The following is a 20,002-nucleotide window of genomic DNA, read 5'->3' as shown; positions in this document are numbered from 1 at the left end:
AAATATAAAACACTAACCAGATACAAGTCAAGAAAAAACTCGCCCAATGGGCGAATCCCAATACCCCAAAACTTCCTGAAAACCCTACAGTTTCTGAAACCCGCGTGGGCTTAGAGCGGAGTTATGGCCCATTGCGCGCGCCGAAACCGGTTGCGGATCGCTCCGGTTCAATGACTCGCGCTGCATTTCAAGGGCGGCAGAACTTTGCTATGCTCCAGCGCAGTATCGAAGCGAAAATCCATGTCGGCACTGCCCAACCGCAAGAAAACCGCTGCCGCGGAAATATCCTGGGATCAGATTGTCGCCAATCTGGAAGAAGGCGTGGTCGTCAGCGACGGCGACGGCAAGATCGTCATCTTCAACGAAGCGGCCGAAATGTTAACCGAGATTTCATCATCGCGGGCGCGCGAGCTGTCGCTCGACCAACTGTTTAAGCGCGAGCCGTGGATCACCGATCTGACGCGCAAGACCTGGCCGCCCCGGCAAGAGAGCGCCCGCGCCGAAGGCGATTTGCTAACGCGCTGGGGGCGAAAGATCCCGGTCAGCGCCACCGCCTCGCCGCTCCAAGCCCGCGGCCATCAGTTTCTCGGCACGATTCTCCTGCTACGCGACGTCAAGCACCGGCGCGAGCTGGAAGAAGACCTAAAAAGGGCTGACCGTCTGGCGATGCTCGGCACCCTAGCAGCCGGTCTCGCCCATGAAATTCGCAACCCGCTGGGCGGCATCAAAGGCGCCGCGCAACTATTGCGGCGCTCACTCGACGGCCAGAGCTCGCTGAAAGAATACACCGACATCATGGTCCGCGAAGTCGATCGGGTTAATCACCTAATCGAACAACTCCTCGATCTCGCACGCCCACCCGAGCTTTTCCTCGCCCCGGTCAACATCCACGAGGTGCTCGACGATGTGCTGCTGCTCGAAGGACAAACCGCAGCCCATGCACCCACCAACGTTCGCAAGCGCTTCGATCCCAGCCTGCCGCCGGTACGGGCCGACCGCGCTCAGTTGATCCAGGTCTTTCTCAACTTGGTGAAAAACGCTTTTCAGGCGATGCCACGGGGTGGCACGCTGACGGTGACCACCCGATTGGAAACCGACTTTCACATCCGCGAACCAGGGGCCGGTCGCAATCGCTTCATTTGGGTCGACATTGCCGACGAGGGCGCGGGCATTCGCGACGAAGACTTGCCGCGGATTTTTTCGCCGTTCTTTACGACGAAAAATAGCGGCACCGGGCTTGGGCTTGCAACTTCGTACCGGATTATCAAAGAACATGGCGGCCTGATCCGCGTCGAAAGCGCCGAAGAGAAAGGCACCACCTTTAAGGTTTCGCTGGTGGTGGCAGAATCATAAATGGACCAGGGGAAAATCCTCGTCACGGAAGACGAAGAGTCGCTGCGCTTTGTCTTGAAAAAGGCTCTGGAAGACGAAGGCTACTGGGTGCAGACGGCCGCCAGCGGTGAGAGCGCGCGCCAGCTGCTCACCAACACCCATTTCGATGTCTCGCTGATGGACATTAAACTCCCCGACGCCGATGGCCTGGAACTGCTCAAAGAGTTCAAAGAGGCCGGGGTCGACACCGCGATGATTCTCATGACCGCGCAAAACACCATGCGCAACGCCATCGGCGCCATGAAAAACGGCGCCTTCGACTACATCACCAAGCCCTTCGATCTCGACGAAGTTTTGGTGCTGGTAAAACGCGCCGTCGACGGCCGCAAGCTGACCCAAGATTTTCGCGAGCTGAAGGAAGAAGTAAAAAAACGCTTCGAGCCCGGCGTGAATATCATCGGCACCAGCTCGGCGATGCAAAAGGTCTACAAGACCATCGGTCAGGTGGTCGACACCCAGACCACGATCCTGATCCAGGGCGAGAGCGGCACGGGCAAAGAACTGGTCGCCAAAACGATTCACTACAACTCGCCGCGCTGGAACCAGCCCTTCGTTGCCATCAACTGCGCGGCCATCCCCCGCGACCTTTTGGAAAGTGAGCTGTTTGGCCACGAGAAAGGCGCTTTCACCGGCGCCCTCGATCGGCGCATCGGCAAGTTCGAGCTCGCCGAAGGCGGCACGCTATTTCTCGACGAAGTCGGCGACATCCCGGTCGAACTGCAAACCAAACTTTTGCGCGTCCTGCAGGATCATGAATTTAGCCGCATTGGCGGCCGCGAAGTCCACAAAGCCGACGTGCGGATTTTGGCCGCGACCAATCAGGACCTCGAAAAAGCCGTGCGCGAAAAGCGCCTTCGCGAAGATCTCTATTTTCGCCTGAAAGTCATTCCGATCTACTTGCCGCCGTTGCGCGAGCGGCGCAGCGATATCCAGCAGCTGGTGGGCTACTTCATCGATAAGATCGCCCGCGAGATGGGCCTGCAAATTTCCGGCGTATCACTGGAGGCGCAAAAGCTACTCGACGAGCATTCCTGGCCGGGCAACGTGCGCGAGCTTGAAAACACTTTGATTCGCGCCGCCGTGCTGTCGTCGAGCCCGATCTTGTTCCCAAAAGACTTTACGTTGCAAAGCAAAGCGCCGCTGGCCACGTTGGAAATCGATCAGCTTTCCCTCGAAGAAATCATCAACCACAAGCTCGAAGATTACTTCCGCCGCACTGAAGGCGTTGACGTCGACAACCTCTATTCCCTCGTGATCGAAAGAATCGAGCGGCCGCTGATCGCGCTGACGCTCAAAAAAACCAAAGGCAACCAGATCAAAGCCGCGGAGATTCTCGGCATCAACCGCAACACCCTGCGCAAGAAGATCAGCGATCTCCACATCGAGCTCAAAAAAGAGAGCACGTAACATGCCTCTGGTTCTCCCGCCGCTCTACGCCATGCTCGACCCCGAGCAAATCAAAAGCCGCGCGCCGCAAGAGGTCCTGGCGGAATTGCTCGAAGGCGGCGCCAAGATCGTCCAACTGCGCGCCAAAGCGATGCCGCCGCGTGAGGTTCTTGGGTTGGCCAAGATGGTTCGCGAGGCCACCCAACGTTATCGATCCACTTTTATCATGAACGATCGAACCGATATCGCCATTGCGTGCGGAGCGGACGGCGTTCACTTGGGCCAAGAAGACCTGCCACTGCACGCCGCGCGCAAGCTCATCCCGAATAAGATCATCGGCATTTCAACCCACGATTTGGCGCAAGCCAAAGAGGCCGAACACAACGGCGCCGACTACATCGGCTTCGGCCCGATGTTTGGCACGCAGACCAAAGACACCGGCTACCCGGCGCGCGGCTTGGCCATGCTCAAAGCAATTCGCGCCGCTGTGAACCTGCCCATCGTCGCCATCGGCGGCATCAACGAAACCAACGTCAGCCAAGTCTGGCAGGCGGGCGCCGATTCAGCGGCGATCATCAGCGATATTTTGCATGCAGAGGACATCCGAAACAAAGTCGCAAGAATCACCAGGGCTCGGGAGGCCACAAGAGTGTCAACGTAAGACGTGTCAGATCTCTGGACAGCTAACCTGCATGGCGATAACATCGCGATATGAGTAAGACAGCAGAAGATATTCTATCTAAAGTAATGCAGCTTCCCATAGTCGAGCGCGCGGAGATCGCAACCGCGCTTATTCGGAGCCTCGATGGCGAGCCTGAACAGGAAGTAGAAGCGGCCTGGAATGCCGAAATCGAGCAACGTATCGCACGCATACGATCAGGATCTGCAAAGGGACGCCCATGGTCGGAGGTCCGAAAACGTCTTGACCGGCCGGGCGAATGAGCAGACAAGTCGTCGTCCTTACCGAAGCCGAGGACGAGCTGATTGCTGCCGCACGCTGGTACGAACGTCAACGCACGGGTCTGGGCCAGGAATCCCGCAGTGCCATCGCTGACGCCATGGAGCGCCTTATCGAGGCTCCGCAAGCGGCAGCACCGGTTTTAACTGTTCCGCTATCGCTCGGCGCGCGTCAGGTTTTCGTCAAACGCTTTCCTTATTCTATTATTTTCATCGAACAAGAAGATATTTGGATTGTCGCGTTTGCACACCAGAGCCGCAGACCTGGTTACTGGCGCGACCGAGTAGAATAGTGCGGTTGCGTAATATGAGCAGTTCATCCTTCACCACAACCCCCGACGACCGCTACTTTGAAGACTACATTCCCGGCGCGGTGCATGAATTCGGCGCCATCGCCGTCGATGAACAAGAAGTCATCGACTTCGGCGAGCGCTATGTGCCGCTCTCCTATCACACCGACAAAGAAGCGGCGAAGCACAGCCTCTACGGCGGCGTCATCGCCAGCGGCTGGCACACCGCGGCGCTGATGATGCGGGTTTACGTGGAGAATTATTTGTCGAGCGTCGCCAACTTGGGCTCGCCGGGCGGCGACGAGCTGCGTTGGCCCAAACCGGTCTTCCCCGGCGACGTGCTGTCGGTGCGCGCGACCGTCTTGGAAGCGCGCCGCTCCGAGTCGCGCCCCGACCGCGGCATCGTGCGCACATCTATCGAAGTGCTCAATCAGAAAAAAGACGTGGTGATGAGCATGAAGATGGTGAACTTCGTCCTCTCTCGGCAGAGCCAAGGCGGCAGATAAGTCGCGCCATGAGTTGCGCAAAGACACTTTGACGTGCCAACTCTTAAAGCCATCGCCAAGAAGATTCCTGTCCTATCGGCCGCATTGAGCACGCTGCGCGGCTACCAGCTGATGTCCAAGGACATCGACCAGGTCATCACCCAGATTTACGAGACCAAGGCGTGGGGCGGAGCATTCTCGGCGTCAGGAACCGGGTCGGACGTCGCTCAAACCCGGACTTTGGTACAGCAGTTACCGCTGTTTCTGAGAGGCTTCGCGATCTCGTCGATACTAGACATTCCCTGCGGTGAATTTTCCTGGATGAAAGAACTCGATCGGTCGAACATCGACTATACCGGCGCGGATATTGTCGAAGCGATCGTCGCGGCGAATACCCGTTCGTACGGCAGCGCGGGACGTCGATTCGTACGCTTGGATCTAACCAAGGACCCGTTGCCACAAGCAGATCTGCTGCTCTGCCGCGATTGCCTGGTGCATTTTTCTTTCGCCGATGTTTTCCGTGCCTTGGAAAATCTCTGCGCCGGTGAGTTTCAATACGTCGCCGCGACCACGTTTACCGACCGGACCCGCAATCGAGACATCGTCACGGGACAATGGCGTGCCCTGAACCTTGAACGGCCACCGATTGCACTGCCCAAGCCAATTTATCTGATCAACGAAGGGTGCACTGAAGACAACGGAGCTTACGCGGACAAAGCCTTGGGTTTCTGGAAGACCGCCGACATCCGCGTAACGTTAATGAATCGTCGCCAGCCCGGCAGATAAATGCAGCGTGGTCGCCATTCACTCATTCATGCTGACCCTATTTTCCTGCACCCTCGAATTGAATTGCAGATACGCACCCGATCTTTGAAGTGTCTCTCTTTTCGATTCGACGTTTCAGGAATTCTCGAAACCTCGAATCGAGCAATGGCAAGAGCAATCGGCGAAGCAGGTATAAATAGACGCGCGCGGTTTTAGTTACTCAGTCATTTCACTCAACTGCGTCGCACTTTTGAGTCAGGGTGGAGTTCATCGAGCTAGGAAACACCTAAATTGGATCCTGTGTCATCGGTAAGACGATCTTAAAATCCGATAAAATAATATATTCAACCCTGACACTGAGGGCTCCCCTTATGGCTCCCCAGTGTCCCAGGCTGGCTATCGATTTTGATCAATTATATCAACTACGCACTGTTTACACATCTGGGGGCCGCGTTCCTAAATGCGTCCCTTGACTATTATTCAACGCAAGCGCCTAACGATTTCTGAAATCCCCGCGTAAACTTCTGTGGTAATTGCAGGTTTGACAGTAATCAGAATTTCCAAGGGCAAATCATTCTTCTTTGCAAGGCTGGGATCTAACTGAATCTGCACCTTGTTGTTTTCTGTTATTATTGACTCTATTAGTTTATACCCACCCCGACCCTCGGCACACAACTCAAGGTAAACCCCTTCTAAACCAAGTTTTCGGTCCTGTTCACTTTCCTGCGCCGCTACAGATAGGATTACATAATCTTGGGGATCTTCTCGATCGTCGGCGAAGGCTACGGTTAATGCAGAATCGTCCACAGAAAAATTTGCTACGTTTGCAATAAAATCCATGGCTTCTCCCTTACACGTTATTCTCCTGCATACCACCTATGTGTTTGGCCACCCTCACGCCATTGATACCTTATCACAGCCCCTGATTCTTTCGCAGCCTTATTCATAGTTCCTTTGCAAACGGGACACGGCGGCTTTTGACCAGTTATTGTTAACGACTCGCCTGGCCTTAAGGGTGTATTGCGGATGGCACGCGCTTCAGTGTGAGACGCTAACGTGTTCTTTGGAAAACCAAGGGCTTTCTCCTCATCCGTCATGTTTCCGCTGACCACCCTACCACGATGTATTACCCTACCTTCTGCATTTCTAAGTGTTACGTTTGCTTGGTGATGTCCTGCTGTCTTGGCGACGGCGCCAGCCGAGCTTGTTACTGGGATATTGCCACTTTGTACGCCACGAATGAACTCCTGAGTTCTTGCCGAGGGCACACCAGATCCGTATTCTAACGCGTACGCCGTATACAGTGCTGTACCGTGAAAACTCGATCCACCTCCGACGCCTGCACCAAAACCTGCGGACGGCATCTGTGGCGCTGGAAGATTACTAAATTCTGTAAACAGCGCACCACAATCTACGTCACACCTCAAATACGCCAATTCGGCGGCATTCTTTTGAATCATTTGGTTGTTGAAATCAAGAAGCGCCTGGTTATGTGTCTGAAATTCTAGCATGTTAGCTTCCACCATCCCCGCGATTCCGCCAATGACTGCGGTAGCAAAACGAATGATGTTAAGAATTTTCGTGAGGGAAACCGAAGCGTACCCGCTCGGATCGATGTAACTCTGCGGGTTGTTCAGAACATAGCTGTACCGGTTCAGATTCTGCGGGTCTTCGGGGTCCTGAACAAACGGGTCGGGGCTGATGAAGCGGCCGAGCTCCGCATCGTAATAGCGGCCGCCGTAGTAATAGAGACCGCTTTCTGGGTCGAGCTCTTGACCGGTGAAGCGGTGGGTCAGTTCGGTGTTGGCTGGGCTGCCGGGTGTCGCGCCTTCGGAGACGGATGAAGTGCCCCATGGGGCATACTCGTTGCGCTGAACCTTGCTACCGCTCTCGTTGGTAACGATGTGTGTGCGCGCGAGTTGTAGTTGGCGACAGTGACTATGATAGAACCAGGCGTGCTGTATTCACGCTGGGTCAGCCGCACCCGACCCAAACCATCGTGATATTGCTCAGCCCAGATATAATTTCCCGTCCCATGCTGCTCGGTGCGCCAGGTTGTAACGACCGGAAATGCCGGTCCTCCTGCACCTTGCGGCATGTAGTATCCGTAGTGATTGGTCGACGTGCCCCAGGTAGAACTCGCGTCCAGTGGTCCCTGTGTGCGTGTGGCTGCACTCAAGTCGTTGGTTCGGGCAGGAGCCGGAATCGGGATCGTCTATCGAGATACGGTTACCGAGGAGCTACGCACAGGAAAGCTCAAAGCCATCAAATTTCCCATCGACCTCACGGTTGATCAAAGGATCGTCTACAGTAGAGAGCGGCCGCTGACACCGCTCGCCGGTGAGTTTCTCAGACTTCTAAGGTCCTTACGCCGATGTAGGTCTGCCGCAGGTAGACATTGATTCTCCGGCTGCATTGGGTTGCGTTGCTTCTCACACACTCGCCTTCTCCGGCTTGATGACCTCCGGCATCGGCCCGACTTTGATCGGGCCGGGTTTGTACAGCGGTTGTTCGATGTGTGACTTGTCGACGTCGAGCTTGAAGAGCGCGATGGCGTTGTCCATCAGGATTTTTTTTCGGTCCTCGACCGATTCCACATCCTGTAGCGAATGAGTCCGGCACCAGATCGATTTGGGCCAGGTGGTCGTGCCGTGCGGATAGTCCGTTGAATACATGATCTTGTCGACGCCAATTTCATCGACGCTGCGGATGCCGTGGCGTTCATGCCAAAACGTCGCCCACATGTTGGCGCTAAAAACTTGGCTGGGCTTCTTCGTGAGGGTCGTGTTTTGAGCGACTTTGCGCTCGTCGAACTCATGGTCCAGCTCTTCCAATAGATAGGCCAGCCAGCCCACGCCGCTTTCGACGCTGATGGTTTTTAGCTTGGGAAATTTTTCAAACACGCCGGAGTAGAGAATATTCGACACGATTTCCATATGGCTGACAAACGTCATCGACACACCTAGCGCCAGCCTGGCACCGGGCTCCAGCGAGGGCCACGATGGCAATGCTGGCAAAGCGGTGGAGTGCAAGCACAGCGGCACATCCAAGTCGCAGCAGGTCTCGAAGACCGGATACCAATAGGGATCGTTGAAGTGTTTCAAGCCGAGCACGTGCGGCGCGCCGTGCCAGGCCAGCGCTTTGTGGCCGCGTTTGACCGCGCGCTGGATTTCTTCGACGCACAGCTTCACATCCCACATCGGCGTCACGCACTGCGCGATAAACCTTGGCGAATAATCTTGCCACTCTTCAATAAGCCAGTCGTTGTAGGCGCGAATGCACGCCAAGCGAAACTCCTCGCTGCCCTCTTTCTGGAAATTCTGATTGGTGATGCCGATGATGTTGGGAAAGAGCACCGAGGCGTCGACTTCTTCTTCGTCGAGAATCTTCAGGCGATCCTTGGCGAGGTAAGTGGACGCCGGAACATCGTCCCAAGTGCGCACTTTGGCGTTGACGCCGGAGATGCGCGCCAAGCCGCCAAACCCCTGCGCATTGCCACCGAGCGCCCAGGTCTGGCTGCCATCCGGCAAAGTGACGATGTGCGGGATGTCATCGCCGAATTTAGCTTTGGACATTCGCTTCGTCCACACGTCAGGCGCTTCTTGGACGTGATCGTCAGCGGAGATAACGCCATATTTCATTTTCAGGGTTGCCATGAATCCTCCTCGGAAGATTCACCACAGAGCCGCTGAGGGCACAGAGATCAGAATCAAGAAGAAACCACGAAGCACCCGCAAATCACGAAACAACTCAGGATATTTTCGTGATTTTCGTGTGTTTCGTGGTTCTATCTTTTTCCGAACTCAGCGTACTCGGCGTCTCCGCGGTGAGTGCCTCCGAATTCTTACTGTTCCAGCCACGTCCGCCACAGCCCGCCTTTGGCGTGGGTGTATTCCTGTCCTGGCCCGCGCGACCAGTTTTTTACCTTGTCGCGCCAGACATAGTTGCGCGTGTTCGCCCAGCCGAGGGGGAAGTAGGCGACGTCTTCTATGAAAAACTTGTGCGCTACTTGTTTCCAGATCGCCAACCGCTTGGCCCGGCTCGACTCTTCCATGTACTGATTGAGCAACTTTTCCAACTGGGGCGTGCAATAGTTGGAAACATTGCCGACGCCCGCCTTGCCGTTGCTGCAAGAAATGTATTGCATATTGCCCACTAACGGCTCGCCGTTGGCGCCACCGCCATAGACGGAGACATGCAGCTCACCGGCGACGGTCTTTTGGATAAGCTCGGCGCCGGCCAGGTTTTGAATCGCGAACTTGATCCCCGCATCGGCGGCGTGCCGCACCACCGCTTCGGTCCACGGGTCGTCCTGCCCGCGCGTCGCCCCCAGGGTAATCGGCTTGCCCGCGTAGCCGGCTTCTTTGAGCAAGCGCTTTGCCTCTTCGATATTTCTCTGCCACTTAAAGCCAATGGTGTTCTCCCAGTCGCTGCCCGCTGACGCCCAGCTCTGCACCGGAACACCATAGCCAAAGGTGGCCTCTTTCAAAATCGCTTCTCGGTCCAGCGATAGCGCGATGGCGCGGCGCACGCGCACGTCGTTCAAAGGCGCGAGCTCGGTGTTGAGCACCAGCTGGACGAGTCCGGCTTGGCCGATGGGCGCATAGTGCAAGCCTTTGAGCTGCCCGCTTTCGATGCGCTTCACAAACGTCGGCCCCAGGCGCTCGGTCCAGTCGAGATCGCCGGCCTGGATGGCGGCGCCGCGCGAATTGGTTTCGATGATGACCTGGAAACGCACGCCGTCCAGATAGGGAGCGCCGCCCCAATACTGTTCGTTGCGCACCACGTTGAATTCCTGCCCGGGCGTCCACGACTTGAACTTGAATGGGCCGGTGCCCGGCGGCGGCGCTCCCCCCGTCATTTCCTGTTGGCCGGGCGCCATCGATTCTCTCGGCGCAATGTGCAAAATCGACGTGTCCGCCAGCAACTCGGGCAGCAAGCCGCGCGGCCCCGGCGTGATGAATTTCACCGTGTGCTTGTCTACGGCAATCACGTCCCGCACATTGCCAGCCAGCTGGCCTTGTCCCGCGGCGCCGTTGGCGGGATTCATAGTATGCTTTGCCGACCAGACTACGTCGGCAGACGTCAGTTCGCGACCGTCGTGAAACTTCACGCCCTGGCGCAGCTTGAACGTCCACTCGGTGGAATTGGCGTTGGGCGTCCAGACGGTGGCAAGCCAGGGATGAATCTCGCCCTTCTGGTCAAACATCAGCAGCGGCTCGTACATGTTGTCCTTCACATACTGCGAGGTGGACGTGTAGGCGACAAAGGGAATGGGCGTGCCGATGTCTTTGACAATACCCATCCGCAGCGTTCCTCCAGAGCGCGGTTTGCCGGGAGCCGGCGATTGCAACACCGGGGCCGAAGCCGCCTGGGCTGCTGCCGCGGTTAACAACCAGAGCACCGCCGCAAACATGACGGACCTTTTCCTAATCCAATGCTTCATCGGGCAACCTCCGTTGGCGACTTCAATGTCGATAGATAACCGGAAAATGCGATTCACCAAAGCTGTCGAAGGCTTAACATCGCCGCGAAACCGCTGTCAAGGATTTCTCGACGCGAACCGACTGCGAGCTTGTCAGGGTTCGAGCCTTTGTTGTACAACCGCGCAGCAGGGTAGAACGACCATTAGGCAGGAGCTTCAGCAATGCTGATGGGTTATATCGCACGGCGCCTCATGCAATTGATTCCCATGGCCTTGGTGGTCACCATGGTGGTGTTCTTCGTCATGATGATCGTCCCCGGAGATCCGGTCATGGTGATGCTCGGCGCGGTGGACGGCGCTCAAGTGTCAAAAGAGGTCTACGACGCCATGCGCGTGCGCTTGGGCTTGGACAAGCCGCTGATCGTGCAATACTTCAACTGGCTGTGGAATATGCTCCAAGGCGACCTTGGCAGCTCCATCACTTACCGCACGCCCGCCCTGCAAGTCATCGTCGCCCGTTTGGTGCCGACGATGTACCTGATGCTCGGCGGTCTGATCTTGGCGGTGATCATCGCCGTGCCCGCGGGCGTGCTCGCGGCCATTCACAACAATACCAAGTGGGATCATCTGGCCACGAGCTTCGTCATTTTCGGCGTCTCGGTGCCGACCTTTTGGCTGGCCTTGGTCGCCGTGCTGATTTTCGCGGTGCACTTGGGATGGCTGCCGTCAATTGGCTACACCAAGCCGCAAGAAAACTTCGTCGGGTTCCTACGCCATCTCGCGCTGCCGATGACGATCGTGGCGCTGAACATCGCCGCTACGGTATTGCGCTTTCAGCGCCAGGACTTTCTCGAACAGATGCACCAGGACTACGTCCGCACCGCCCGAGCGAAAGGCCTCAGCGAAAGGTTGGTGATGTGGAAGCACGTGCTGCGCAATTCGCTGATCACGACGTTGACCGTCGTCGGCCTGCAGATGGCCTACTTGAGCGGGCTGATCACCATCGTCGAAACCGTGTTCAATTATCCCGGCATCGGTTATCTACTGCTGAACTCGATCCACACCCGCGACTTCGTCGTGGTTCAGGGCGTGGTCCTGTTCATGGTATTTCTGGTGATTATCGTCAATCTGATCGTCGATATTCTCTACGCCGCAGTCGACCCGCGGGTGCAGTACCAATAGTTATGGATGCCCAAGCCACCGATGCGCCGCCGTTCCTCGAACGTCCGGCATCCCGTGCACCGGGCGCAACCCGCGCTCTGATTGCGTTCGCGCGCAGCGACTATCGGGCGCTGGTCGGTGGCTTTCTGCTGCTGCTCTACGTTCTAGTTGCGCTGCTCGGACCGAGCTACGCGCCCTACGACGCCAACGCGCCCGACCTCGATGCCCGCATGCAAGCGCCGAGCGCGGCGCACTGGATGGGCACGGACCGGATCGGCAGAGACGTCCTCACGCGCATCATCGCCGGCTCGCAAGTCAGCCTCCAGGTGGCCGCCGGCGCCGTCCTTTTAGCTCTCCTCGTCGGCGCCCCGCTGGGCGCCATCGGCAGTTATTTAGGCGGCCGAGCCGATGCGCTAATACAACGCGTCATGGAAGGCATTATGGCTTTTCCATCTCTCGTGCTGGCGATGGCCTTGGTGGCGCTGGCGGGACCGAGCGTGGCCATGCTCTGGTGTGCCATCGCCTTCAGCTCGGTGCCCCGCTATGCGCGCCTGGTCAGAGCCGGCGTGCTGACGCAGAAAGAACGCGAATACGTCCACGCCGCGCGCGCCCTAGGGCAAACGCCCATGCGCATCTTGATGAAACAAATTCTCCCCAACATCATGGCGCCCATCGCCGTGCAATTGACCCTCGACTTTGCCCGCGCCATCACCGTCGAAGCATCGCTGAGCTATTTGGGCCTCGGCTTGTCCGTGCCCTACATCAGTTGGGGCACCATGATCCGCGACGCGCAGGACTTTTTGGAAGTCGCGCCTTGGTTGGCGATTTTTCCCGGACTAGTGTTGGCAGGTGTGATCCTGGCATTTACGCTGGTGGGCGACGCCCTGCGCGATCGCCTCGACCCGCGCATGCGCCGCAGCTTGGGAAGAAGAATGACCGATTTTCATCGCGCCTAAAGGCAATTTTGTAGCGGAGGGAATCATGAGTATCGAAGCCATCGACCACTGGGTGCTGACTGTGAAAGACCTGGAAGAGACTTTTGCGTTCTATCGCAAACTCGGCCTCGACGCTGGCTGGCAAGAACGCCCCGGCGGCCGCGGCAAGCGGCCGATCATTCGCATCAGCGACACGCAGAAGCTCAATCTCTACGTCATCGATCGCTACGAGACCGAGAGCCCCACGTTCGCGCCGGGCTACGCCAGAGGCTCGGCGGATTTCTGCTTGCAATGGCACGGCACCGTGCAAGAAGCGCAGGATTTTCTCAAGCAAGCCGGCATCCAAACGATCGACGGTCCGGTCGCCCGCTCCGGCGCACTAGGGCCGGGCACAAGTTTGTACTTGCGTGATCCGGATAACAACCTGATCGAGCTGATCACCTATGGTGATCCGAAATACGCGTAACTGAGCAAGGAAACGCTTTGGTAATCGTTCACCACGGCGTTTTCACTTTCTTCTTTTCAATGTGCTTCTCAATCCATCGGAGCACCAGCTCGGCGATCTGATCGCTGTTGCTGTTCCACATCATGATGTGATCGTTGCCCCAGATGCCCGCTTGTGGAATCCGATCGAAGAGCGGCGTAATCGGCAGCTTGGGCAGCGATAGATAAGTCGCGTCACCGCCTGCCGCCCGTATTCTTGCGTAGTTGTCGAGGCAAGGCACGGTGTCTGGACGGCCCACTTGGTTGATGCCGTGGATGCTGAACTGCGGCACTTTGGCTAAGCCGCTGATTTCAACTTTGGCTGGGACGTTACATGCGCCCGCAGGCTCGATGCCGATGACGGCTTTGAAATATTCCGGATTGTTGTTGCTCAAGCGCCCGCCGGTTGTCCCAGCCTGCGAGTGGCCGAGCCAAATCGCCGGCCCAACTCTTTTCATCACCGCCAGCAGCCCAGGGTCGCTGCCGCCCGGCACCGCCACTTCAGGCACCAGAGCACCGAGCCAATGTTTGTAGCCTTCGGTATCTAGAGCCGGCATCAAGTTGCCATTGCAGTACACCGGTGGATTGTTCGGATCACGCGCGTCGTTGCCGATACAGCTCGGATCAGGCGGCCCATGTTTGGGCGACGGCGCCGGCAGCGGACCGGTGTTCCACTCCAGCCAAGCCGAGCTGTCCCACGCCCGCGCGACGGGCTGAGTCTTAGGCTGCGCCACGCCTTCTCTCACATCGTTGAACGCATCCGGCATGAAACCGGCGCGCCCGCGCCCCGGCACGTCGACGATGTAGACCGGAAAACCGCGGCGCAGAAAATAATGCGCCCAACCTTCGCGCCCATCCGGCGTGGTGAGAAAATGCACACCGATCAACGCGCCGCCGGGCACCATGACGATCGGAATGGTATTCTTGCCATTGCGCAGCTTCGCCGGAATGAAATATTCGACGTAGGCCTGGCCAACGAGAATTTGCTGCTGGTTGTAGGGAACGCTTTTCAAATCGCCAGCGCTCTGCGTACCGGCTTGAGTGCGACTGACGATCTCACCGCCGGCCCAGAAAACTCCGTGCGCTTTGAGCACCAGCGGCGGGCGCTTCTGATCGACAGGTGGATAGGGATCGGCGAAGACGCGCGGCGAGAATACGGCAATCATCATTATGCCAATGACGTATCGAAGCGAGAACTCCTGTCTCATGGCTACTCCTTTTGAATGTGAAGCGGACATATTTACACGTTGCATTCGCGGTGAAATGGCCGCATCGTAAGCGTAGTGTTACCGCAAAGCAATCCGCTTGGAATTCCGACGATGTCGACCATGCTCATTGAACCGTGGCTCGGACTCCAGAACACGCCGCCGCCGGAGCAAATCGAAAAAAAGCCGCGCACGCGCCGCACCGAGACGCCGGATTTCCATCGCATCCGCTGCCCAAGGTGCGCCTGGCGGCCGCGAGCAGCCGACCGTTGGCTCTGCTGGGACTGCGCCGAGCCGGATTTTTTCGCTGGCGGCTGCGGCACGAGCTGGAACACGTTCACAACGCGCGGTCTGTGCCCTGGCTGCCGACATCAGTGGCGCTGGACGACTTGCTTGAGCTGCCAGCAATGGTCGCTGCACAAGGACTGGTACACGCACGATTCGGGCGGTAAGGGGGCAGAGTAATTTGAGCAGTGCGCCGTCAGTTAACGGCGGGTGATTGTCGTGATTGCGCAGGCCTACCTTACTTGTTCCGGAAATAGCCCGGGCAGCCATCGGCTCGCGAGGCAGCCCGGACTTGGTCAAGCCCCGATAGGTGTAGGTGATCGTGGCGGCGGCTTCTTTCTAACTTCGTCTGTAAAGCCAGTGCCGATGACAGTGGAATTTGGAATCTGCGGTGCGCGTAGCGCTTGCTACGCGTCTTCGGCGTCTTCGAGCGAATCGCCGTAGGGATCGCGCTCGGTGTAGTTTTCAAACCGCGTGAACTCGTTGAGAAAGGCGAGATTTACCGTATCGGTGGGTCCGTTTCTCTGCTTGGCGATGATAACTTCGGCTTTGCCTTTGGCTTCGTCGTTGTTGCGGTTGTAAACCTCTTCTCGGTAAATAAACATGATCACGTCGGCGTCCTGCTCGATGGCGCCCGATTCGCGCAGGTCCGACATCTGCGGTTTCTTCTCGGTGCGGTCTTCGACGCGGCGGTTCAACTGCGACAGCGCGATCACCGGCACGCTCAATTCCTTCGCCAGCGCTTTCAGCGAACGCGATATTTCGGAAATCTCCTGCTCGCGGTTGTTGGCCGTGCCCATGCCGCGCATGAGCTGCAGATAGTCGACCACGATCAAGCCGATTTTTTTCGAACGATCGCGCACCAGCCGGCGCGCCTTGGCGCGCAGTTCCAAGACCGAGATGGCCGGCGTATCATCGATATAGATCGGCGCCTCGTGCAAACGGCCGGCGGCCTTTGCCAGTTGTGGGAAATCGCGCTCACCTAAGTAACCGGAACGGACTTTAGAACTGTTGACGCGCGCCTCCGAGCAGAGCATGCGCAGAACCAGCTGCTCCTTGGCCATTTCCAACGAGAACACGCCGCAGCCCACGCCTTTGAAAGCCGCATTGGTGGCGATGTTCAAAGCAAACGCAGTCTTACCCATGCCGGGGCGACCCGCAACGATGATCAAGTCCGAAGGCTGCAAGCCGGCGGTTAATTTATCGAGATCGTCAAATCCCGTCGCCACGCCGGTGATCATCTCTTTGCGCTCGTAGAGTTTCTCGACGGTTTTGAGCGTGTCTTTGATCATGTCGCCGACCGAGACAAACGCGGCTTTGATCTTTTTTTCCGAGATATCGAAGATGACTTTTTCGGCGCTGTCGAGAAACTCCTCGACGTTGCCCTGCTCTTCGTAGCCGCGGCTGGCGATATCAGTCGCCGTCGAGATCAAACTGCGCAGGATCGACTTCTCGCGCACGATGCGGGCGTAGTAAACGATGTTCGCCGCGGTGGGGACAAAGTCGGCGAGCGACGCCAAGTACGCCGTGCCGCCCACCGATTCCAGCTCGTTTTTGGTCTTGAGAAAGTCGCTGAGAGTAATCAAATCGACCGGCTCACTGCGGTCGGTCAGCTCGATGATGGCGCGAAAAATTTTGCGGTGCGATTCGCGATAAAAATCTTCGGGGCGCAACAGTTCCAGCACCTGGTTGACGGCTTCATTGTCAAGCAAAACGCCGCCCAGCACCGACGACTCGGCTTCGAGATTTTGCGGCGGAACCTTGCGCAGATTGTCGTCGAGAGTAGCCATCGAGCACCCAAACCGTTAACGCGAAAGAAAATCGTTTATCATGCAAACTTTCGACGAAAGCAAGTGCGATTTCACACACGCGCGCAGGACCCGCGCCAATCGAGATCTTCTTGCGAAATACTCACCGAAAGTTGTTTCTTCAGACGGCGCGCCCACTTCCACACGCCTTCACACAGCGTGCTCACAGGGTTACAAACAACTTATTCACAAGCGATTTTTTTTCGCAGCCGTTAGCCATGCGATGCCGTGACCGTAGTATGAATGCCGCCGCGCACGTTGAAGTCGCCGACCACGGTCATCCTGCGCGGTTGAATCGCTTGCACCAGGTCGTCGAGAATCCTATTGATCACCGCTTCATGAAACGCGCCCTCATTGCGGTAGGACCACAAATACAGCTTCAGCGATTTCAACTCGACACAAGTTTTATCGGGCACGTAGCGAATATCGATGGTGGCGAAATCGGGCTGGCCGGTTTTCGGGCACACGCAGGTAAACTCCGGGCACTCCATGTGGATTTCGTAGTCGCGCTCGGGACGTGGGTTGGGAAAGGTTTCCAGCTCTTTGGAAGGTTGGGTTGCCATTTGAAACAATCTAACGCAGCTCTATGAGATTTCAATCGTTACCTTGACTCACCAAATCATGGATGATAGCTCCTAAAAATCGCTTGAGAATTTTACGCGGGAGCACACCTCATGAAAGAACCGAAAGCCGGCGAGAAGTTAACCGAAAAAGAAGCCCTTGAGTACGTCGACTACCTTTACAAGACGCTTTACAAATACGCCCACGAAAAAATCTACAAGGGCGAGTTCATGACCAAGCTCCGCGACGGCAAGTTGCCGATGCCGGTGATCCGCCAATTTTTCAAAAACTGGGGCCACTTCTCGTTGGAAGTCAACGCGCTCAACGCGGTCTCTTACTACACTCACCTACCCTTCTTCGTACGCAATTTCGATCTGATCGGCCCGTTCTGCGCCAAGATCGCCGACGAATTGATTTCCCCCAAGGCGCCGGGCCATGTCTTGGTGCTGCTGCAGACCGCCGAGAAAATGGGCTTGAACAAAAAAGAAATGCTCGAAGACCCGTATCTGCCGACGGCGCGGGCCATCAACGATTACTGCCACAAGATTTTCATCGACGGTTCCATCGTCGAGCTCTGGGGCCTGCACGTGTTTGAGGAATCGCTCTCGATGTGGTCGGGTCAATGGTTTACCGCGCTCACCACCCACTACGGCTTCAGTAAAAAAGCCGCGATCTACTTTTCTACCCATGAAGAAGCCGACATGGACACACACACCCTCGGCGAAGGCGGCGAGGAAGCGATGGGCCACGGCGCCTTCAACCGCACCGTGCTCACCCGCGCCCTGCAAGAGAGCGTCGAGTTCCGCGTCGGCTACCCGCTCGAATACTGCGCGCTGACCATGGTCGATCTGCATGCGCAGATGAAGCAGGCAGCGCTGGATTGCCCGTATAATCCGTAGAGTCCCTCTATTCGAAAGACACGCGGACTGTCATTCTGAGCCAACCGCGGAGAATCTGCTTCCTGCAAGTGCGCGAAAAGCAGATCCTTCGCTGGCGCTCAGGATGACACATGTTCCCGAAAGTCGGATTTTCCACTCATAGCCACATCTTGCACAGCATGAGTATGTGAGGCACGATCATTCTATCAACGCCAAGCCAAGCGACGATAGAATGACCGACGCCGACCTCGAACTGCTACGCAAAGCGCTTGCCGAAATTGCGCCGCAAGGCCGCACGGCGCTGCTACCCGCGTTGCATCTTGCCCAACGCTTACAGGGTTGGGTCTCTGAGCCGGTCGCGGCAGAAGTTGCGCGTACGTTGCGCGTCCCCCTTGCCGATGTCTTCGGCGTCATCGATTTCTATGCGATGTTACACAGCGAACCGGTGGGCCGCACGGTCATCCAGGCTTGCAGCTCACCGAGTTGCGCCCTTGCCGGCGCCGATGGGCTGGCCGAGTCTCTGTGTAATCATTTAAACGTTGCGCCGGGTGATGTCAGCACCAACGGTGAGTTTACGGTCGAGCATGCGCCTTGCCTCGGCTTGTGTGATCATGCGCCAGCAGCGCTTGTGGGCGAGAAGGCGGTTGGCAAAGCAGATTCGAACAACCCGGCGGCGATCTGTGCAGCAACCGGGCAGAGCCCCGAAAGTTTCGTCGGCGGCGATATTCGCATACTCACCAGCAATTGTGGCGCCGGCCGTCCGACGGCGCTGGCCGATTACCAAAAAAGCGGTGGCTACGCCGCCCTCAAGAAAGCTCTGACGATGACGCCGCAAGCGGTCATCACCGAAGTAAAAACGGCGGGACTAGTCGGCCGCGGCGGCGCCGCATTTCCGACAGGAATCAAATGGGAAGGCGCGGCCGCTGCGCCAGACCAACCCAAGTACATCGTTTGCAACGCCGACGAGTCCGAGCCCGGTACGTTTAAAGATCGCATCTTGATGGAAGAAGACCCGCACCGCACGATCGAGGGCATGATCATTGCCGCCCATGCAGTGGGGGCGAGCCAGGGCTACATTTACGTGCGCGGCGAATATCCCGCCGCTTTCAGAATCTTAAGTAACGCGGTGAACGAGGCGCGCCAAGCAAGAATGCTCGGTAAAAACATTCTTGGTTCGCCATTGAATTTCGACATCGAAATGCGCCTCGGCGCCGGCGCTTACATCTGCGGCGAAGAGACAGCGCTGCTGGAATCGATTGAAGGCAAGCGCGGTCTGCCGCGCATCAAGCCGCCCTTCCCCACTACCCACGGCTTGTTTCAAAAACCGACGATCATTAACAACGTCGAAACTTTCTGCAATGTGCCGCTGATCATCGCGCGCGGTGCCACTAAATATCGCAAGATTGGGACGGAGCGCTCACCGGGTCCCAAACTTTTCTGTGTGTCGGGGCAAGTGCAGAAACCAGGGCTCTACGAAGTCCCCTTCGGCGTGACGTTGCGTCATTTGCTCCTCGATCTCGCTGGCGGGTTGAATCCGGGCCGCAAGCTGCAAGCCGTGCTCATGGGCGGCGCCGCCGGGGCTTTCGCTGTGGAGAAAGATTTGGATGTGAAACTGACGTTCGAAGACCTGCGCGCGGCCGAATTGCCCCTCGGTTCAGGCGCCATAGTGGTTTTCGACGATAGCGCAGACCTACGGGATATGCTGAAACGGCTTGGTCACTTCTTTGCCGACGAGAGCTGCGGCAAATGCTATCCATGCCAACTCGGTAGTCAGCGACAGTACGAAATTCTCGACCGCGGCGCGCGCAATCACGCAATCACCGGCGACCGTGAGCGCCTGTCCGATATCGGCGGCACGATGATCGACGCATCGCTCTGCGGCCTGGGCCAGACTGCGGCCACAGCGGTGCTGAGCGCCATGAAACTATGGCCGGAATTATTCGATGCAAAGAAATAGCACTCACCACGAAGGACACGAAGATCACG

Annotated in this window: 21 protein-coding genes and 1 pseudogene; 14 read left to right on the top strand and 8 right to left on the bottom strand. The window is 57.2% G+C overall.

The window, feature by feature from the left end; all coding sequences use genetic code 11:
* Positions 1–240 precede the first annotated feature (240 nt).
* The 7 genes from FJ145_15650 to FJ145_15620 are packed head-to-tail and all read left to right on the top strand — an operon-like array spanning position 241 to position 5,296.
* Positions 241–1,353, top strand: coding sequence for a PAS domain S-box protein (locus tag FJ145_15650; protein MBM4262850.1), 1,113 nt, complete (start codon positions 241–243; stop codon positions 1,351–1,353).
* Positions 1,354–2,799: a sigma-54-dependent Fis family transcriptional regulator gene (locus FJ145_15645; GenBank protein ID MBM4262849.1), complete on the top strand. Its 1,446-nt coding sequence runs from the start codon at positions 1,354–1,356 to the stop codon at positions 2,797–2,799.
* Position 2,800: 1 nt separating this feature from the next.
* Positions 2,801–3,439, top strand: coding sequence for a thiamine phosphate synthase (thiE, locus tag FJ145_15640; GenBank protein ID MBM4262848.1), 639 nt, complete (start codon positions 2,801–2,803; stop codon positions 3,437–3,439).
* A 50-nt stretch (positions 3,440–3,489) separates the two neighbouring features.
* Positions 3,490–3,720, top strand: coding sequence for an addiction module protein (locus FJ145_15635; GenBank protein ID MBM4262847.1), 231 nt, complete (start codon positions 3,490–3,492; stop codon positions 3,718–3,720).
* Positions 3,717–4,028, top strand: a complete 312-nt coding sequence (locus FJ145_15630) for a hypothetical protein (protein MBM4262846.1) — start codon at positions 3,717–3,719, stop codon at positions 4,026–4,028. The genes FJ145_15635 and FJ145_15630 overlap by 4 nt, the downstream gene beginning before the upstream one ends.
* 14 nt (positions 4,029–4,042) lie before the next feature.
* On the top strand, positions 4,043–4,531 hold the full coding sequence (locus tag FJ145_15625; GenBank protein MBM4262845.1) for a MaoC family dehydratase: 489 nt from the start codon (positions 4,043–4,045) through the stop codon (positions 4,529–4,531).
* 33 nt (positions 4,532–4,564) lie between these two features.
* A complete protein-coding gene (locus FJ145_15620) occupies positions 4,565–5,296 on the top strand; it encodes a class I SAM-dependent methyltransferase (protein MBM4262844.1) in 732 nt (243 codons plus the stop codon).
* A gap of 459 nt (positions 5,297–5,755) precedes the next feature.
* Here FJ145_15620 and FJ145_15615 read toward each other — a convergent pair whose 3' ends face one another.
* From FJ145_15615 to FJ145_15605, 3 genes and pseudogenes are all read right to left on the bottom strand, one after another.
* Positions 5,756–6,115: a hypothetical protein gene (locus tag FJ145_15615; protein MBM4262843.1), complete on the bottom strand. Its 360-nt coding sequence runs from the start codon at positions 6,113–6,115 to the stop codon at positions 5,756–5,758.
* A 17-nt stretch (positions 6,116–6,132) separates the two neighbouring features.
* On the bottom strand, positions 6,133–6,801 hold the full coding sequence (locus FJ145_15610) for a hypothetical protein (protein MBM4262842.1): 669 nt from the start codon (positions 6,799–6,801) through the stop codon (positions 6,133–6,135).
* A 72-nt stretch (positions 6,802–6,873) separates the two neighbouring features.
* Positions 6,874–7,179: pseudogene (locus FJ145_15605) on the bottom strand (RHS repeat-associated core domain-containing protein).
* 210 nt (positions 7,180–7,389) lie between these two features.
* Here FJ145_15605 and FJ145_15600 point away from each other — a divergent pair.
* On the top strand, positions 7,390–7,677 hold the full coding sequence (locus FJ145_15600) for a hypothetical protein (protein MBM4262841.1): 288 nt from the start codon (positions 7,390–7,392) through the stop codon (positions 7,675–7,677).
* A gap of 30 nt (positions 7,678–7,707) precedes the next feature.
* On the opposite strand, the gene FJ145_15595 is transcribed toward FJ145_15600, so the two are convergent.
* Positions 7,708–8,931, bottom strand: a complete 1,224-nt coding sequence (locus tag FJ145_15595) for an amidohydrolase (protein MBM4262840.1) — start codon at positions 8,929–8,931, stop codon at positions 7,708–7,710.
* 188 nt (positions 8,932–9,119) lie between these two features.
* A complete protein-coding gene (locus tag FJ145_15590; protein ID MBM4262839.1) occupies positions 9,120–10,721 on the bottom strand; it encodes an ABC transporter substrate-binding protein in 1,602 nt (533 codons plus the stop codon).
* Positions 10,722–10,922: 201 nt separating this feature from the next.
* Here FJ145_15590 and FJ145_15585 point away from each other — a divergent pair, with 201 nt between their 5' ends.
* The 3 genes from FJ145_15585 to FJ145_15575 are packed head-to-tail and all read left to right on the top strand — an operon-like array spanning position 10,923 to position 13,262.
* On the top strand, positions 10,923–11,882 hold the full coding sequence (locus FJ145_15585) for an ABC transporter permease (protein ID MBM4262838.1): 960 nt from the start codon (positions 10,923–10,925) through the stop codon (positions 11,880–11,882).
* A 2-nt stretch (positions 11,883–11,884) separates the two neighbouring features.
* The gene (locus FJ145_15580) at positions 11,885–12,817 is read left to right on the top strand and encodes an ABC transporter permease (protein MBM4262837.1); all 933 of its coding nucleotides are present in this window, start codon (positions 11,885–11,887) and stop codon (positions 12,815–12,817) included.
* A gap of 25 nt (positions 12,818–12,842) precedes the next feature.
* A complete protein-coding gene (locus FJ145_15575) occupies positions 12,843–13,262 on the top strand; it encodes a VOC family protein (protein ID MBM4262836.1) in 420 nt (139 codons plus the stop codon).
* Positions 13,263–13,290: 28 nt separating this feature from the next.
* On the opposite strand, the gene FJ145_15570 is transcribed toward FJ145_15575, so the two are convergent.
* Positions 13,291–14,487 carry a hypothetical protein gene (locus FJ145_15570; protein ID MBM4262835.1) on the bottom strand — a complete coding sequence of 399 codons (1,197 nt, stop codon included), beginning with the start codon at positions 14,485–14,487 and terminating at the stop codon, positions 13,291–13,293.
* A gap of 222 nt (positions 14,488–14,709) precedes the next feature.
* Here FJ145_15570 and FJ145_15565 point away from each other — a divergent pair, with 222 nt between their 5' ends.
* A complete protein-coding gene (locus FJ145_15565) occupies positions 14,710–14,949 on the top strand; it encodes a hypothetical protein (GenBank protein MBM4262834.1) in 240 nt (79 codons plus the stop codon).
* A gap of 227 nt (positions 14,950–15,176) precedes the next feature.
* Here FJ145_15565 and dnaB read toward each other — a convergent pair whose 3' ends face one another.
* Together dnaB and queF are read right to left on the bottom strand one after the other, a co-directional pair.
* Positions 15,177–16,559 carry a replicative DNA helicase gene (dnaB, locus tag FJ145_15560; protein ID MBM4262833.1) on the bottom strand — a complete coding sequence of 461 codons (1,383 nt, stop codon included), beginning with the start codon at positions 16,557–16,559 and terminating at the stop codon, positions 15,177–15,179.
* 230 nt (positions 16,560–16,789) lie between these two features.
* On the bottom strand, positions 16,790–17,140 hold the full coding sequence (queF, locus tag FJ145_15555; protein MBM4262832.1) for an NADPH-dependent 7-cyano-7-deazaguanine reductase QueF: 351 nt from the start codon (positions 17,138–17,140) through the stop codon (positions 16,790–16,792).
* Between the two features lie 111 nt (positions 17,141–17,251).
* Between queF and FJ145_15550 the strand changes: the two genes are divergently transcribed.
* Entirely contained in the window at positions 17,252–18,037 is a 786-nt protein-coding gene (locus FJ145_15550; protein ID MBM4262831.1) for a hypothetical protein, read from the top strand.
* Positions 18,038–18,248: 211 nt separating this feature from the next.
* On the top strand, positions 18,249–19,973 hold the full coding sequence (locus tag FJ145_15545) for an NADH-quinone oxidoreductase subunit E (protein MBM4262830.1): 1,725 nt from the start codon (positions 18,249–18,251) through the stop codon (positions 19,971–19,973).
* Positions 19,974–20,002 lie beyond the last annotated feature (29 nt).

The organism is Deltaproteobacteria bacterium, from assembly GCA_016874755.1.
Classification (GTDB): domain Bacteria; phylum Desulfobacterota; class Binatia; order UBA9968; family UBA9968; genus DP-20.
This window is presented reverse-complemented; position numbering and strand designations above follow the sequence as displayed.

Bases quoted from the DNA above. Each gene is read 5' to 3' on its own strand.
- FJ145_15625 (MBM4262845.1), top strand. From the start codon at position 4,043: ATGAGCAGTTCATCCTTCACCACAACCCCCGACGACCGCTACTTTGAA.
- queF (MBM4262832.1), bottom strand. From the start codon at position 17,140: ATGGCAACCCAACCTTCCAAAGAGCTGGAAACCTTTCCCAACCCACGT.
- FJ145_15650 (MBM4262850.1), top strand. From the start codon at position 241: ATGTCGGCACTGCCCAACCGCAAGAAAACCGCTGCCGCGGAAATATCC.
- dnaB (MBM4262833.1), bottom strand. From the start codon at position 16,559: ATGGCTACTCTCGACGACAATCTGCGCAAGGTTCCGCCGCAAAATCTC.
- FJ145_15610 (MBM4262842.1), bottom strand. From the start codon at position 6,801: ATGGTGGAAGCTAACATGCTAGAATTTCAGACACATAACCAGGCGCTT.
- FJ145_15635 (MBM4262847.1), top strand. From the start codon at position 3,490: ATGAGTAAGACAGCAGAAGATATTCTATCTAAAGTAATGCAGCTTCCC.
- FJ145_15550 (MBM4262831.1), top strand. From the start codon at position 17,252: ATGAAAGAACCGAAAGCCGGCGAGAAGTTAACCGAAAAAGAAGCCCTT.
- FJ145_15585 (MBM4262838.1), top strand. From the start codon at position 10,923: ATGCTGATGGGTTATATCGCACGGCGCCTCATGCAATTGATTCCCATG.
- FJ145_15575 (MBM4262836.1), top strand. From the start codon at position 12,843: ATGAGTATCGAAGCCATCGACCACTGGGTGCTGACTGTGAAAGACCTG.
- FJ145_15630 (MBM4262846.1), top strand. From the start codon at position 3,717: ATGAGCAGACAAGTCGTCGTCCTTACCGAAGCCGAGGACGAGCTGATT.
- thiE (MBM4262848.1), top strand. From the start codon at position 2,801: ATGCCTCTGGTTCTCCCGCCGCTCTACGCCATGCTCGACCCCGAGCAA.
- FJ145_15595 (MBM4262840.1), bottom strand. From the start codon at position 8,931: ATGGCAACCCTGAAAATGAAATATGGCGTTATCTCCGCTGACGATCAC.
- FJ145_15645 (MBM4262849.1), top strand. From the start codon at position 1,354: ATGGACCAGGGGAAAATCCTCGTCACGGAAGACGAAGAGTCGCTGCGC.
- FJ145_15580 (MBM4262837.1), top strand. From the start codon at position 11,885: ATGGATGCCCAAGCCACCGATGCGCCGCCGTTCCTCGAACGTCCGGCA.
- FJ145_15590 (MBM4262839.1), bottom strand. From the start codon at position 10,721: ATGAAGCATTGGATTAGGAAAAGGTCCGTCATGTTTGCGGCGGTGCTC.
- FJ145_15545 (MBM4262830.1), top strand. From the start codon at position 18,249: ATGACCGACGCCGACCTCGAACTGCTACGCAAAGCGCTTGCCGAAATT.
- FJ145_15615 (MBM4262843.1), bottom strand. From the start codon at position 6,115: ATGGATTTTATTGCAAACGTAGCAAATTTTTCTGTGGACGATTCTGCA.
- FJ145_15570 (MBM4262835.1), bottom strand. From the start codon at position 14,487: ATGAGACAGGAGTTCTCGCTTCGATACGTCATTGGCATAATGATGATT.